Below are 14,292 nucleotides of genomic sequence, written 5' to 3' on the forward strand. Positions count from 1 at the left end.
ACTCTCCCGGCCCTGCCGCCCCCGCGACGACCGGGTCAGTCCGCGTCGCGCTCGTGCTCGGCCAGGAACTCCTCGAAGCGCCGGCCCAGCTCGTCCGCGGAGGGCAGGTCGGCCGTCTGGGCCAGCAGGCTCTCCCGGTCCTCGGCGCCCGCCACCGCGTCGTACTGGCCCTCCATGCCGCGGATCGCCGAGCGCAGCTCGCCGTCGCCCTGGGTGAGCTGGTCCTCGATCTCGGCGTACACCTCGTCGACCCGCACCCGCAGCTCGCCGCCGGGCAGTACCAGCCCGGTGGCCGACTGCACCGCCTCCAGGATCACCACCGCGGCGGCCGGGTAGGCCGAGCGGGCGATGTAGTGCGGCACGTGGACGGCGAAGCCCAGCACGTCGTGGTCGGCCTCGGCGAGGCGGTACTCCAGCAGCGCCTGCGCGCTGCCCGGCACCTGGGCCTGCTCGAACCACTTCGGGTAGCCCGGCGCCAGGTCGAGCCGGTTGCCGTGCGGGGTGACCCCGACCGGCCGGGTGTGCGGCACGCCCATCGGGATACCGTGGAAGTCGACCGACAGCCGGACGTCGAACTCCTCGATCAGGCCGCGCACGGCCGCCGCGAACAGCTCCCACTCGGTGTCCGGCTCCGGGCCGGTGAGCACCAGGAAGGGCGCGCCGACCGAGTCGTGCGCCAGCTGGAGCAGGATCTCGGGCGGGTCGTAGTCCGTCCAGCTCTCGCGGTCGAAGGTCATCGCCGGGCGGCGGGCCCGGTAGTCCACCAGGCGGTCGTGGTCGAACCTCGCCACCACCTGCGGGCTGCCGTGCTCCAGCAGGTGCGCCACGACCTGACCGCCGGCCTCGCCCGCGTCCATGAAGCCCTCGAAGTGGTACAGCAGTACCAGGCCGCTGTCGGCCTCCGCCGCGGCGTCGCGGGCGACGGCCACCGCGGCCACGCCCAGCGGCTCCAGCTGGTACAGCTCCTTGGGATCACGCACGGTGCACCCAACCCCGTTCCGTCTCGTCGTCTCACCGGGCCGGCCCTGCTGGGCCCGCCCACGGCGGAGTGCCTTGTCACGGCCCGGCCGCCTGCTTCAGTCCAGCGTGCCGGAGCCCGCCGACATTCCCGCCGCGCCCGGTGTCTTCTCCCCGTCCCGGAAATGTTCTCACCCGCTTGGAAAACCGCTGGTGGGAGCCCCCGCGTCGGCCGCCGCCGGGCGGATCCGGGCGGGCGGGAGCCCGCGCGCGCCCCCGTTCGCGCGATGCGAGGTGACGCACCGCCCTCGGACGGGTATCGTCCTCTCGCTGCCTCGCATCGTCGCGTCGTCGCCACGCCGTCTGTCACGGCGCGGGCCACGACCCGGTCCGATGCGCGGCCAGCCACTCCTCTCGCACCTTGCCTTCACCTGGCCGCCTGCTTCCTTCGCGCTCTCATTCCTCTTTCGGCCATCTCGCGGACGCACACTGTCCCCTCGCTCATCCCGCCGGTACGGTCCCGTCGACCCGATTCCGTTCCGGCACCGCGCTGCCCGCTTCCGGGCCGCCGCACCGCCGTACCGCCCGCGTTCCGGGGGTCTCGACGGGCCGCGGCGGTCGATTCCGGGGCCGGGGCGAAAGACCACTGCCCTCGTGCCGTACCCCGGCGCGAACGGCCCCTCCGAATGCCGAAGGACCGAAGGATCCGTGCCCGTATCCGTCACCCTCTACGGCCGCACCGTGCGGCTGGAGCCCCTCGCCGAGCACCACGCCGCGGCCCTGGCCGAGGCCGGCGCCGAGGACCGTACGACCTACGCCTTCACCCCCGTACCGCACGGCCTGGAAGCCGCCCGGGAGTACATCGCCCGCGCGCTGGCCGACCGGGCGGCGGGGCGGTCGCAGCCGTTCGCCACGGTGAGCACCGCCGACGACCGGGTGGTCGGCTCGACCCGATTCCTGGAACTGGACTACTGGCAGGGGCCGCTGGTGTGGCCGCCGGTCCCCGGGGTGCCGCACGGCGACCCGCTGCTGGCCGTCCCGGACGCCGCCGAGATCGGCAACACCTGGCTCTCGCCGCGCGCCCAGGGCACCGGCATCAACACCGAGGCCAAGCTGCTGATGCTCCGGCACGCCTTCGAGGTCTGGGGTGTGCAGCGGATCTCGCTGCGCGCGGACGCCCGCAACACCCGCTCACGCGCCGCGATCGAGCGTCTCGGCGCCACCTGCGAGGGCGTCCGCCGGGCCCACTCGCGGGGGCTGGACGGCGAGGTCCGCAGCACCGCCTTCTACTCGATCCTGAGTGAGGAGTGGGAGGCCGTCCGCGACATCATCGAGCTGCGGATCGCCGCCGCGACCTCGCCGAGCGCGCCGGATCCGGCGCTCACCCAGGAGTGTCTTAGACACGGCGGCCCACTGATCGCGGTCTGACCGCGCTCCGGGCGCCGACCGGCCGGTGCCCCGGGGGGCGGCGGCCGGTCGGCGCCCGCACGCCCTACACGTCGGTCTCCCACTCCTGCGGGTCGTACGGCGGGGTACCGCCGGTGCGCTTGCGGGCCAGCTCCCGGGTCTCCTCCGGCAGCGCCTCGACGTCGACCAGCCGGGGCAGCAGCTGAGCCTCCGTCATCAGTGCCCGGAAGCAGAGCTCGACGGTCACGCCGTGGTCCGGACGGTGCTCGACGGTGACGGTGTCACCGGCCCGGATCACCCCGGGTTCGACGATCCGCAGGTAGGCGCCGGGCAGCGCGCCCTGGGCGAAGCGCTTGACCCAGCCCCGCTCGTCCAGCCAGCGGGCGAAGGTCGAGCAGGGGATCCGCGGCGAGGAGACCTCCAGCAGCACCCCGTCGCCGATCCGCCACCGCTCGCCGATCAGCGCCCGGTCGACGTCGAGGCCGGCGGTGGTGAGGTTCTCGCCGAAGCTGCCGCCGGTGAGCTCGCGGCCCAGCGCCCGCTCCCAGTGGTCCAGGCTCTCCCGGGAGTAGGCGTAGACGGCCTGGTCGTCGCCGCCGTGGTTGCGGGTGTCGAAGACGCTGTCGCCGACCAGGCCGCCGCCCAGCCCCCCGCTCTTCGGGCCGGGGGCGCGCAGGTGCACCTCGTGGTCCACCGGGCGCTTGTCGATGCCGGTGGCGGTGGTCCCGGGCTTGGCCGGGTTGGGACGTGGACGGGCCAGGTTCACGGAGAGCAGATGTGCCATACCCGCAGCCTAGATCGGCCGGCGCACGGCCGCGGCCCGTCCCCCCGGGCGTCACCCGATCAGGACCTGCCCCTGCCTCACAGCAGCCGCAGCAGCGTCTCCACCAGGCCCTCCCCGCCGCCCCGGTAGGAGGCCGGGTGCGCCTCGTGGACGGCCGAGACCGGCTGCCACCCCCGGCCCGGGCCGCCCGGCACCGGCTCCACCCTGATCTCGGCCAGGGCGTCACCGCCCGCCGCGAGGTGCAGGTGGAGCACGCCTTCGGCGGTGTACGCCCGCCAGAGGCCGGCGGTGTCGTTCGGCAGCAGGCCCTCCCTGGTCCGCTGCCACTGCTCCTCGCTCCACACCGTCTCCGGGACGGGCGCCGGGCGGGGCAGCCGGATCGTGCGCGGCGGCGAGGTGGCGGCGGCGACGCTGCCGGGGGCGGGTACGGCCCAGGCCGGGAGCGGCTCGCGGGCGGCCAGCCACGAGGCGGGGATGCCCTCGGTGCCGGTCCGGGCGGCGACGATGCCGCCGACGATCGCCGCAGTGGTGTCCACGTCCCCGCCGGCCGAGATCGTCTCCCGGACGGCTCCGGAGTAGTCGTCGAGGTGCCGGGCCGCGGCCCACAGTGCGAACGGCACGGTGTCGGCGGCGCTCACCCGGCTGCCGTTGCCCAGCACCCGTGCGGCCGACCGGGCGTCCGCCCCCAGCAGCCGCACCGCCTCGGCGATGCCCCGCTCGACCGCTCCGCGCGGGGTCAGCGCGCCGACGGCCCGCAGGAAACCGGCCGGGGTGGTCGGCTCGGTGCGGGCCCGCACGGCGTGGGCGGCGGCCACCGCGACGGCGATCGCACCGTCGACGGCCTGCGGATGGGTGTGGGTGATCACGGCGGTCGCGGCGGCCGGCCCGACCACGGCCGCAGGGTCCGCCGCGAAGGCCGCACCGAGCGGCGCGACCCGCATCGCGGCGCCGTTCCCGTACGAGCCCCGGCCGTCGAAGAGTTCGGCGGCGAGGGTCGGGGCGTGCCCGCCCTCGCGGACGAGCCGCAGCAGGCGGTTGGCCGCCGGGCCGTAGCCGCGGTCGAAGTCGTGGCGGCGGGCGAAGGCGTGGGTGAGGTCGAAGGTGTCGATGGCGCCGCGCTCGGTGAAGGCGGCATGCACCGAGCAGGCCATCTCGGTGTCGTCCGTCCAGGGCCAGACCCCGGGCGGGGCCGGGCGAAGGTCCAGGTGGTCGCGGTTGTCGGGGACGAAGAACTGGGCGCCGAGGGCGTCGCCGACCGAGAGGCCGTGCAAGGAGTCGAGGGCGTACGTGGTGGTGTCGGTCATCGGGAGGAGATCCTCCCACCCTCCGCCGTCAGCGGCCGAGGAATTCCGCGACCGTCCGGACGAACCGCTCCTCGTCGTCGAGCCACGGGAAGTGGCCCGCGCCCGGCTGCACACGGTGGACGCCCTGCGGGAAGACCTCGGCGAACTCGGCGGCCCGCCGCGGCGACGGGCCGCCGTCGAGCTCGCCGGACAGCACCAGCACGGGCGCCTTGAGGCCGGCCAGGCCCGCCCTGGTGGCGTCCGGGTCGAAGGCGCCGGCCGCCCAGAACAGCCGCGCGGCCTCGGCGTTGCGCTGGGCCGGGCCGCCGGCCGCGTGCTCCTGGGCCGCCGCGTCCCAGCGGCCGTAGAGCAGCGGCTGCATCGCGTCCGACTGCTCGGGGGTGAGGGCTCCGGCCAGCGCCGCCTCCATCGCGGCCAGCGCGGCCGGGCCCCACGCGGGGTTGCCGCGCAGCCGCACGGCCTCGCGGAAGTCGTCGACGTCGACCGGGATGCCGACGGCCGCGGTGACCGGGGTGATCAGGGCGAGCCGCCCGATCCGCTCGGGGTGCTCGGCGGCGTAGCGGGTGGCCAGGCCCGCTCCCGCGGAGTGCCCGAGCAGGTCGATCCGCTCCAGGCCGAGGTAGGCGCGCAGCGCCTCGACGTCGGCGACCTGCCGGTCGCAGCGGTAGCCCGCCGGGTCGTCCGGGCGCCCGGAGCGGCCGGTCCCGCGCAGGTCGAGCAGGACCAGGGTGCGGTGCGCGGCCAGGCCGCCGAGGTCGCCCAGATACGCGGCGGCGCGCATCGGGCCGCCGGGCAGACAGATCAGCGGCTCGCCGCGGCCGATCCGGCGGTAGGCGAGGGTGGTCCCGTCAGGGGCGGTGAAGTTGGGCATGGCCATGATCCTCGCGACCCGGAACCTCCGGCGCAAGGAGGCCGGACCGGCTCGGTCCGACCGCGTCGCGTCGGCACCGGTGGCTTCGGCTGCGGCGGCCAGCCGTTGGAGCCCCGCCGGGTGCGCGGCGAGCGCGCTGCGCCCGGCGCGTGTCGCGGCGAGCGGGGTGTGCGGCCGCCGACCCGACGCACCCCTTTCCCGACCGTCCTCCCGACCGTGCCGCAGCCGGGTGATCTCAGCACCTGTCGTCGATCTCCCGGAACGAGCCGTAGTGGTCCGCGGTCCAGTACCGCTCCCCCGCCGCGCCGGTCACCACCCGGCGGGTCCCCCGGTCGCCCGAGCCCGGGGTGGTCACGGTGTACTCGTGGTAGTAGCCGCCGCCCCGGCGGGGCAGCCGGTTCTCCCGGTTCTCGAAGACGACACCGTCCGTGCGGTACGGGTACGGGCCGCCCGCCGCGATCAGCGCGAGGGTGTCGGCGGCCTGCTTCGGCAGCCCGGAGCGGCACACGTCCGCCAGCGCGGAGCTGCTCGGCACCCAGCTGCCGGACGGGCGGGCGGCGGACGCCGCGGGGCCGGGCGTGGGGCTGCCGTCGCACCCGGCCAGGGCGCAGACGGCGAGGGCGAGGGCGAGGACCGGTCGGCTGTGCATGGGCCCAGCCTGCCCACGGCCGGGCGGTTCACCCCGAAAACGCCGCCGGGGCGGGAACGGACGCCATTGTCCGTTCCCGCCCCGACTGCTTCACGTACGGCGGCTCTCCTGCGCCGAGCTCCGCCGTACGCCCCTCCCCGGTTGGAGGGGGTGCGGTCAGCGATGGGACCACGTCGACGGGGGGATGTCCCCGGCCCGTCAGCGCGAGTCGCTGCCCGCCGTCTCGAGGGCGGCGCGGCCTGCCTCCAGGCGCGCCACCGGGATCCGGAAGGGGGAGCAGGACACGTAGTCCAGTCCCACCTCGTGGAAGAAGTGCACCGAGTCCGGGTCGCCGCCGTGCTCGCCGCAGACTCCGAGCTTGAGGTCGGGCCGGGTGGCCCGGCCGGCCTCGGCGGCCATCTTGACCAGCGAGCCGACGCCGTCCCGGTCGATGGTCTCGAACGGGCTGACGCCGAAGATGCCCTTCTCCAGGTAGGCGGTGAAGAAGCTGGCCTCCACGTCGTCCCGGGAGAAGCCCCAGACCGTCTGGGTGAGGTCGTTGGTGCCGAAGGAGAAGAACTCGGCGGCCTCGGCGATCTGACCTGCGGTCACCGCGGCGCGCGGCAACTCGATCATGGTGCCCAGCTTGATGTCCAGCGGCACCCCGGTGGACGAGACGACCTCGGCGAGCACCCGCTCGCACTCGTCGCGCACCAGCTCCAGCTCCTGGACGGTGCCGACCAGCGGGATCATCACCTCGGGCCGCGGGTCGCCGCCGGCCAGCTTGCGCTCGGCCGCGGCCTCCGCGATCGCCCGGACCTGCATCCCGAACAGGCCGGGGATGACCAGGCCGAGGCGCACACCGCGCAGACCCAGCATCGGGTTCTGCTCGTGCAGCTTGTGCACGGCCTGGAGCAGGCGCAGGTCGTTCTCGTTCGGGTCCTTGCGGGCCTCGGCGAGGGCGACGCGCACCGAGAGCTCGGTGATGTCGGGGAGGAACTCGTGCAGCGGCGGGTCGAGCAGCCGGACGGTGACGGGGAGCCCGTCCATCGACTGGAAGAGCTCGAGGAAGTCGCCCTTCTGCAGCGGCAGCAGGGTGGAGAGCGCCTGCTCGCGGTCCTTGTCGTTGTCGGCCAGGATCAGGTGCTCCACCTCCTTGCGCCGCTCCTCGCCGAGGAACATGTGCTCGGTACGGCACAGACCGATGCCCTGGGCGCCGTAGCGGCGGGCGCGGTTGGCGTCCTCGGCGTTGTCCGCGTTGGCCCGTACGGCGAGCCGGCGGCGTACGTCGGCGTGCGACATCAGCCGGTGCACGGCCTGGACCAGGCCGCCCTGGACATCGGCGCCGGCGTGCAGGGTGCCCTCGAAGTACTCGACCACCGGGGACGGCAGCACCGGGACCTCGCCCAGGTAGACCTTGCCGTTCGCGCCGTCGATGGAGACCACGTCGCCCTCGTGGACGACCTGGCCGTCGGAGGTGGTGAACTTGCGGTTCTTGGTGTCCACCTCCAGCTCCTCGGCGCCGCAGACACAGGTCTTGCCCATGCCGCGGGCGACGACGGCCGCGTGCGAGGTCTTGCCGCCGCGGGAGGTCAGGATGCCCTCGGCGGCGATCATGCCTTCCAGGTCGTCCGGGTTGGTCTCACGGCGGACGAGGATGACCTTCTCGCCGGAGCGGGACCACTTGACCGCGGTGTACGAGTCGAAGACCACCCGGCCGACCGCGGCGCCGGGCGAGGCGGCGATGCCCCAGGCCACCGGCTTGGTCTCGGAGGTGGGCGCGAAACGCGGGAACATCAGCTGGGCCAGCTGGGCGCCGTTGACCCGGTGCAGCGCCTCGTCGAGGTCGATCAGGCCCTGGTCGACCAGCTGGACGGCGATCCGGAAGGCGGCGGCGGCGGTGCGCTTGCCGATCCGGGTCTGCAGCATCCAGAGCTTGCCGCGCTCGATGGTGAACTCGATGTCGCACAGGTCGCGGTAGTGCGTCTCGAGCTTGTGCATGATCGCCATCAGCTCGTCGTACGACTTCTTGTCGAGCTGCTCCAGGTCGGCGAGCTGGAGGGTGTTGCGGATGCCGGCGACGACGTCCTCGCCCTGCGCGTTCTGCAGGTAGTCGCCGTAGACGCCCTGGGCACCGGTGGAGGGGTCGCGGGTGAAGGCGACACCGGTGCCGGAGTCCTCGCCGAGGTTGCCGAAGACCATGCTGCAGATGTTGACGGCCGTGCCCAGGCTGTTCGGGATGCGCTCCTGGCGGCGGTACAGGCGGGCCCGGTCGCCGTTCCAGGAGTGGAAGACGGCGTGGATGGCCAGGTCGAGCTGCTCGCGCGGCTCCTGCGGGAACTCCCGCCCGGTCTCGCGGCGCACGATGCCCTTGAAGGTCTCCACCAGCACCTTGAGGTCCTCGGCGGTGAGGTCGAGGTCGTTCTCGGTGCCCTTGGCGCTCTTGAGCTCGTCCAGCGCGTCCTCGAACAGCTCGCCCTCGACGCCCAGCACGGTCTTGCCGAACATCTGGACCAGGCGGCGGTAGGAGTCCCAGGCGAAGCGCTCATTGCCGGACTGCGCGACCAGGCCCGTCACCGAGGCGTCGGAGAGCCCGATGTTCAGGACGGTGTCCATCATGCCCGGCATGGAGAACTTGGCACCGGAGCGCACGGAGACCAGCAGCGGGTTGTCGGCCTGGCCGAGCTGCTTGCCCATCTCGGACTCGAGCGCCAGCAGGTGCCGGCTGATCTCGTCGTTGAGCGAGCCCGGCTCGCTGCCGGTCTGCAGGAAGACCTTGCAGGCCTCCGTGGTGATGGTGAACCCCGGGGGGACGGGGAGACCCAGGTTGGTCATCTCGGCGAGGTTCGCACCCTTCCCGCCAAGAAGGTCCTTGAGGTCCTTGTTTCCTTCGGTGAAGGAGTAAACAAACTTCTGCTCGGACGGCACGGGTCGGTCTCCTCGCACACGGTTGCCCTGACGCCGGAGAACATACCCATTTCGAAGGTGGTGCCGCGCCGTCGACATGACGTACGAGGCTCGGGATCCGCGGACACCCGACAGATCGAATGCCCGTCAGGGCGTTTACCTCTGTTGGTGAAATCGTCCGGCTGACGCTAGTGATGCTTCAAGTAGTGAACACAACGAAACCTGAAGATCACATGAACCGGACAGAGCGTAGTGGTCCGCGAACCACTGTGTTGCCCCGGCTTGATTTCCTGCATCCAGCCGCGCCGATCCGCCGGAAAGCCCCTTCGGGAAGCGATTCACACCCGCTCACCCCTGCGGAGACCTCTGACCAGGCGTCAACCGCCACGATATGTGGCCAGCGTCACGGGCGCATCTCAGCCGTCGGTCGTAGTCGACCTGCGCCGATCGTGTCATTGCGTCACAACGGAACCGCCCACCGTGACCGAAATCTGCCTCAAAGGAGCCCTCTTGGCCAGGTTGTCCAAGAGGGCCCGTCCGAGGCGGCCTGCGCACCACAGCGGCCGGTTTGGCCACTTCGTAGCGATCAGCCGCCCGAGGTGTCCAGTTCGGCGTCCACGCTCGGCACGGCGCAGTCGTACGGATCGTCCAACCACCCCTCGGGAAGGACAACACGATTGTTGCCACTCGTCCGCCCGCGCGGGCCGTCGGCGCCGGCCGGCCACAGTTGTGCCTGGTCAACCTGGGCGAGGGTGTCGCCGAGCTCGGCCAGGGAGCTGGAGTTGGCGAGCCTGACCCGCAGCTCGGAACCGACCGAGAAGCCCTTGGTGTACCAGGCGACGTGCTTTCGGAAGTCGATCACACCGCGGGTCTCGTCACCCATCCACTCGCCGAGCAGCTGGGCGTGCCGGACCATCGAGCGGGCCACGTCGGCGAAGGCCGGGCGGGCGTAGTCCGCCTCGCCCTCGAAGATCGAGACCAGGTCCCGGAAGAGCCAGGGCCGGCCCAGGCAGCCGCGGCCGACCACCACGCCGTCGCAGCCGGTCTCGCGCATCATCCGCACCGCGTCGTCGGCCGACCAGATGTCACCGTTGCCCAGCACCGGGATCCCGGTCGGGACGGCCTCGCGCAGCCGGGCGATCGCCGACCAGTCCGCGGTGCCCCCGTAGTGCTGGGCGGCCGTGCGGCCGTGCAGGGCGATCGCCGAGACCCCCTCCTCGGCGCCGATCCGGCCGGCGTCCAGGAAGGTGAGGTGGTCGTCGTCGATGCCCTTGCGCATCTTCATGGTCACCGGACGGCCGCCGGCCCCCGCGACCGCCTCCCGGAGGATCTCGCGGAGCAGGTTGCGCTTGTACGGCAGGGCCGAGCCGCCGCCCTTGCGGGTGACCTTGGGGACGGGGCAGCCGAAGTTGAGGTCGATGTGGTCGGCCAGGTCCTCGTCCGCGATCATGCGGGCGGCCTTGCCGACGGTGACCGGGTCCACGCCGTACAGCTGGATCGAGCGGGGCTTCTCGCTCGGGTCGAAGTGGATCAGCTGCATGGTCTTGGCGTTCCGCTCGACCAGCGCCCGGGTGGTGATCATCTCGGAGACGAACAGGCCGCGGCCACCGCTCTGCTCACGGCACAGGGTGCGGAACGGCGCGTTGGTGATCCCCGCCATCGGGGCCAGCACGACGGGAGGCCAGACCTGCATCGGGCCGATGTTCAGCGGCGCGAACTCGGTGGCGGCCGGGGCGGGCGCGGGCGTGGTGGTCATGCGCGGCAAGTCCTCAGGGGGAGGGGTTCGAGACTCTCCATTGTCCCCCACTCGGCGCACCGGCCGGTCGGGCCGCTCCCGGGGCACCGTGGCGGGACCTCGGAACAATGCGATGGTCGGCTGTCGGCGTCCGATGCGACGATGGGCGCCATGACGACCGTGCAACCCACCACCCCCACCGACGCCCGCACCCGCGACGAGCTCGCCACGCTGGTGGCCTGCGGTGCCCGGCCCAAGTACCTGCTGTTCTGGGGCCACCAGCCGGAGCGGGACGGCAGCGTCGGGTCCGGGTCGCTGAGCCAGTGGTGGTCGGCTCCGTTCACCGTGGACGGGACGCGCTACCCGACCGCCGAGCACTGGATGATGGCCGGCAAGGCCCGGCTGTTCGGGGACGAGGCGATCGTGCCGCGGATCCTGGCGGCCCGGTCGCCGGCCGAGGCCAAGAAGCTGGGGCGGCAGGTGGCTGGCTTCGAGGAGCGGCGCTGGGCGGCCGCACGGTTCGAGCTGGTGGTGCAGGGCAACGTCGCCAAGTTCGGTTCGAGCGACGAGCTGCGCTCCTACCTGCTGGGCACCGCCCACCGGGTGCTGGTGGAGGCCAGCCCGCTCGACCGTCTCTGGGGGATCGGCCTGGCGGCCGACGACGAGCGGGCGACCGACCCCTACCGGTGGCGCGGGCTCAACCTCCTGGGCTTCGCCCTGATGGAGGCCCGTGCCCGGCTGGAAGGCTGACCGCTCGCGGCCCACCGCCCCGCCCCTGCACGGCAGTTGATCCACTTCGAGCCGTAAGGGCGCCGACTTGTGCCCGTAACACGACTGCCGTATCGGCGGGCCAGGATGGCTGCCAGGCATGGCCTGGGGCGGGGCAGGAGTCCTCGGGCGGAGAGGTCGGGTCCGACACGATGACAGTCCAGGAGCTGGGCCCCACGGCGGCCGAGGTCGAGGGGGTGCGGGCCGAGCTCGACGAGCTGCTGCGCGCCCGGCAGTACGCGGCGCTGCGCGAGCGGCGGCTGACCGAGGCCGTGCGGGCCGCGGCGCAGCCGCCCTCCGAGCCACCGGCCGAGCTGCTGCACCAACTGGGCCAGGCGCGAAGGCTGCGCGAGGGGCTGAGCGAGCGCTGCCGGCAACAGGACGAGCGGCTGCGGGCGCTGGAGGGGCAGGAGCGCGCCGGGGCGGCGCCGCGGCGCCGGCCCACCGGCGCCAGGTTCGCCGACAGCTACGAGGCGGGGCCGCAGACGGCGCCGCCGCCCGTGGCAGCGCCGGCACCGGCGGCGCCGATGCGGGGCGCCCGGTTCAGCGGGGTGCGGGAGAGCGCGCCCGCACCCGGACCTGAGCCGGCCGAGCCGCCGCAGGCGCCCCCGGCCCCACCCGAGCCCGGGCCGCGGGCGCGCTCCGAGGAGGAGCTGGCCGCGCTGGCCGTCCTGATCACCGATCTGCACCTCCGGGGCTCCGGCGGCGAGTCGGCGGCGCTCGCCGCCCGGGCCGCGCTGGCGCTGGCACCGGCCGACGTCGTCCGGCTGGCCGTCCGGCTGCGCGCGGCCGGACCGCCCGGTGCCGCCGGATACCTGGCCCGGTCGACCGCCGACGGGCCGGCCGCCCAGGCCGTGGGGACGTTGGCCGGGCTGCGGGAGGCCGGGCTGACCGAGGAGGCCGCACAGGTGTTCCACGTCCTTCGTGCGGTGCCCGCCGACGGGCTGCCCGAGCTGCTGGCGGCCCTGGAGCAGGCCGGGCAGACCGCCGACGGGCAGACCCTGCTGTGGGAGTGGGGATCGGCGTCCGCCGTCGAACTGGCCCGGCTGGCCGAGCAGTTGTCCGCCATGGGCCGGGCCGGGGACAGTCGCGTACTGCTCCACCAGGCGGCCGGCCGGCCGATCCCCGAGGTGATCGAGGTGGCCCGGGAGCTGGCCGACGGGCTGGCGGTGGACCTGGTCGGCGAGGTGGTCCGGCTGCGCTCGGCGACCGGCCTGGGCGAGTTCGGGCGGGCGGTGCTGCCCCGCCCGGAGCTGTACGGGGCGCTGCTCGCCGCGGTCGCCCGGCTGGACGCGGCGCGGGCCCGGACGGCACTGGCGGCGCTGCGCACGGCCGGCCTGCCGACCGAACCGGCCGTCCGCGGCTCGGGGCGGCGGCGCTCCCGGGGCCGCGGCTGAGACGCCGGACGGCCCCCGCCGCGCGAGGCGGTGGGGGCCGTCCGGCGGGGTGAATCCCGGTCAGCAGCCGATCAGGCGGGCACCGAGGTAGGCCTTCACCTGGTCGAGCGAGACGCGCTCCTGCGCCATGGTGTCGCGCTCGCGGATGGTCACCGCGTTGTCCTCGAGGGTGTCGAAGTCGACGGTGACGCAGAACGGCGTGCCGATCTCGTCCTGGCGGCGGTAGCGCTTGCCGATCGCGCCCGCGTCGTCGAACTCGACGTTCCACGCGGTGCGCAGGTCGGCGGCCAGGCCCCGGGCCTTGGGCGAGAGGTCGGCGTTGCGCGACAGCGGCAGCACCGCGACCTTGACCGGGGCCAGCCGCGGGTCGAGCCGCATGCCGACGCGCTTCTCCATGACGCCCTTGGCGTTGGGCGCCTCGTCCTCGAAGTAGGCGTCGAGCAGGAACGCCAGCATGGCGCGGTTGAGACCGGCGGCCGGCTCGATGACGTAGGGGAAGTACCGCTCGCCGGACTCCTGGTCGAAGTACTTGAGGTCCTGGCCGGAGGCCTCGCTGTGCACCGTGAGGTCGTAGTCGGTGCGGTTCGCGATGCCCTCGAGCTCGGAGAACTCGGTGCCGCCGAAGTTGAACCGGTACTCGATGTCCACGGTGCGCTTGGCGTAGTGGGAGAGCTTCTCCTTCGGGTGCTCGAAGAAGCGCATGTTCTCGGTCCGCAGGCCGAGGTCGACGTACCAGTCCCAGCGCTGCTGGAGCCAGTACTCGTGCCACTGGTCGTCCTCGCCCGGCTTGACGAAGAACTCCATCTCCATCTGCTCGAACTCGCGGGTGCGGAAGATGAAGTTGCCGGGGGTGATCTCGTTGCGGAAGCTCTTGCCGGTCTGGGCGATGCCGAACGGCGGCTTGCGGCGCGACGTGGTCTGGACGGCCTTGAAGTTGGTGAAGATGCCCTGCGCGGTCTCCGGGCGCAGGTAGGCCAGGCCGCCCGCGTCCTCGGTGACGCCGAGGTGCGTCTTCAGCATGCCCGAGAACTCCTTGGGCTCCGTGAAGGCGCCCTTGTTCCCGCAGTTCGGGCAGTTGATGTCGGCGAGGCCGTTGGCCGGCAGCCGGTTGTGCTTGGCCTCGTAGGCCTCTTCCAGGTGGTCGGCGCGGAAGCGCTTGTGACAGGAGAGGCACTCGGTCAGCGGGTCGTTGAAGGTCGCCACGTGGCCGGAGGCCTCCCAGACCTCGCGGGCCAGGATCACCGAGGAGTCGAGACCGACGACGTCCTCCCGAGCGTGGACCATCGAACGCCACCACTGGCGCTTGATGTTCTCCTTGAGCTCGACACCGAGTGGTCCGTAGTCCCAGGCGGCGCGTGTACCTCCGTAGATCTCGCTGCAGGGATAGACGAAGCCACGGCGCTTGCTCAGGCTGACGATGGTGTCGATCTTGTCGGCGGCCACAGTGCTCTCTTCAGTACGACGGCACGGTCAAGGCGCGGCTGGTTGCACGCACCCGAATGCCCCAGGTTACCGGGCGCACGTGCCCCACTGT

General features: G+C 73.2%; 11 protein-coding genes. 3 read left to right on the forward strand and 8 right to left on the reverse strand.

Annotated features, from left to right (window positions below; genetic code table 11):
- Window positions 1-35 precede the first annotated feature (35 nt).
- A complete protein-coding gene (locus OG871_RS13115; protein ID WP_371496925.1) occupies window positions 36-980 on the reverse strand; it encodes a PAC2 family protein in 945 nt (314 codons plus the stop codon).
- 685 nt (window positions 981-1,665) lie between these two features.
- Here OG871_RS13115 and OG871_RS13120 point away from each other — a divergent pair.
- The gene (locus tag OG871_RS13120) at window positions 1,666-2,385 is read left to right on the forward strand and encodes a GNAT family N-acetyltransferase (protein ID WP_371496926.1); all 720 of its coding nucleotides are present in this window, start codon (window positions 1,666-1,668) and stop codon (window positions 2,383-2,385) included.
- A gap of 64 nt (window positions 2,386-2,449) precedes the next feature.
- Here the strand turns inward: OG871_RS13120 and OG871_RS13125 are convergent, their stop codons facing one another.
- The 6 genes from OG871_RS13125 to dusB form a co-directional block, all read right to left on the reverse strand.
- Window positions 2,450-3,148, reverse strand: a complete 699-nt coding sequence (locus OG871_RS13125; protein ID WP_371496927.1) for an MOSC domain-containing protein — start codon at window positions 3,146-3,148, stop codon at window positions 2,450-2,452.
- A gap of 77 nt (window positions 3,149-3,225) precedes the next feature.
- On the reverse strand, window positions 3,226-4,452 hold the full coding sequence (locus tag OG871_RS13130; RefSeq protein ID WP_371496928.1) for an ADP-ribosylglycohydrolase family protein: 1,227 nt from the start codon (window positions 4,450-4,452) through the stop codon (window positions 3,226-3,228).
- Between the two features lie 28 nt (window positions 4,453-4,480).
- The gene (locus tag OG871_RS13135; protein ID WP_371496929.1) at window positions 4,481-5,323 is read right to left on the reverse strand and encodes an alpha/beta fold hydrolase; all 843 of its coding nucleotides are present in this window, start codon (window positions 5,321-5,323) and stop codon (window positions 4,481-4,483) included.
- Window positions 5,324-5,558: 235 nt separating this feature from the next.
- On the reverse strand, window positions 5,559-5,972 hold the full coding sequence (locus OG871_RS13140; RefSeq protein WP_371496930.1) for a ribonuclease domain-containing protein: 414 nt from the start codon (window positions 5,970-5,972) through the stop codon (window positions 5,559-5,561).
- 198 nt (window positions 5,973-6,170) lie between these two features.
- Entirely contained in the window at window positions 6,171-8,897 is a 2,727-nt protein-coding gene (gene ppdK / locus OG871_RS13145) for a pyruvate, phosphate dikinase (RefSeq protein ID WP_371496931.1), read from the reverse strand.
- A gap of 547 nt (window positions 8,898-9,444) precedes the next feature.
- Window positions 9,445-10,614 carry a tRNA dihydrouridine synthase DusB gene (gene dusB, locus OG871_RS13150; RefSeq protein WP_371496932.1) on the reverse strand — a complete coding sequence of 390 codons (1,170 nt, stop codon included), beginning with the start codon at window positions 10,612-10,614 and terminating at the stop codon, window positions 9,445-9,447.
- 150 nt (window positions 10,615-10,764) lie between these two features.
- Here dusB and OG871_RS13155 point away from each other — a divergent pair, with 150 nt between their 5' ends.
- Both OG871_RS13155 and OG871_RS13160 read left to right on the forward strand, forming a co-directional pair.
- The gene (locus tag OG871_RS13155; protein WP_371496933.1) at window positions 10,765-11,343 is read left to right on the forward strand and encodes an NADAR family protein; all 579 of its coding nucleotides are present in this window, start codon (window positions 10,765-10,767) and stop codon (window positions 11,341-11,343) included.
- Window positions 11,344-11,513: 170 nt separating this feature from the next.
- Window positions 11,514-12,758: a hypothetical protein gene (locus OG871_RS13160; RefSeq protein ID WP_371496934.1), complete on the forward strand. Its 1,245-nt coding sequence runs from the start codon at window positions 11,514-11,516 to the stop codon at window positions 12,756-12,758.
- 60 nt (window positions 12,759-12,818) lie between these two features.
- Here the strand turns inward: OG871_RS13160 and OG871_RS13165 are convergent, their stop codons facing one another.
- Complete coding sequence (locus OG871_RS13165; protein WP_371496935.1) at window positions 12,819-14,201, reverse strand: glycine--tRNA ligase; 1,383 nt, start codon at window positions 14,199-14,201, stop codon at window positions 12,819-12,821.
- Window positions 14,202-14,292 lie beyond the last annotated feature (91 nt).

This window comes from Kitasatospora sp. NBC_00374 (assembly GCF_041434935.1).
Classification (GTDB): domain Bacteria; phylum Actinomycetota; class Actinomycetes; order Streptomycetales; family Streptomycetaceae; genus Kitasatospora.

Bases quoted from the DNA above. Each gene is read 5' to 3' on its own strand.
- OG871_RS13125 (WP_371496927.1), bottom strand. From the start codon at position 3,148: ATGGCACATCTGCTCTCCGTGAACCTGGCCCGTCCACGTCCCAACCCG.
- OG871_RS13130 (WP_371496928.1), bottom strand. From the start codon at position 4,452: ATGACCGACACCACCACGTACGCCCTCGACTCCTTGCACGGCCTCTCG.
- OG871_RS13135 (WP_371496929.1), bottom strand. From the start codon at position 5,323: ATGCCCAACTTCACCGCCCCTGACGGGACCACCCTCGCCTACCGCCGG.
- OG871_RS13140 (WP_371496930.1), bottom strand. From the start codon at position 5,972: ATGCACAGCCGACCGGTCCTCGCCCTCGCCCTCGCCGTCTGCGCCCTG.
- dusB (WP_371496932.1), bottom strand. From the start codon at position 10,614: ATGACCACCACGCCCGCGCCCGCCCCGGCCGCCACCGAGTTCGCGCCG.
- OG871_RS13155 (WP_371496933.1), top strand. From the start codon at position 10,765: ATGACGACCGTGCAACCCACCACCCCCACCGACGCCCGCACCCGCGAC.
- OG871_RS13160 (WP_371496934.1), top strand. From the start codon at position 11,514: ATGACAGTCCAGGAGCTGGGCCCCACGGCGGCCGAGGTCGAGGGGGTG.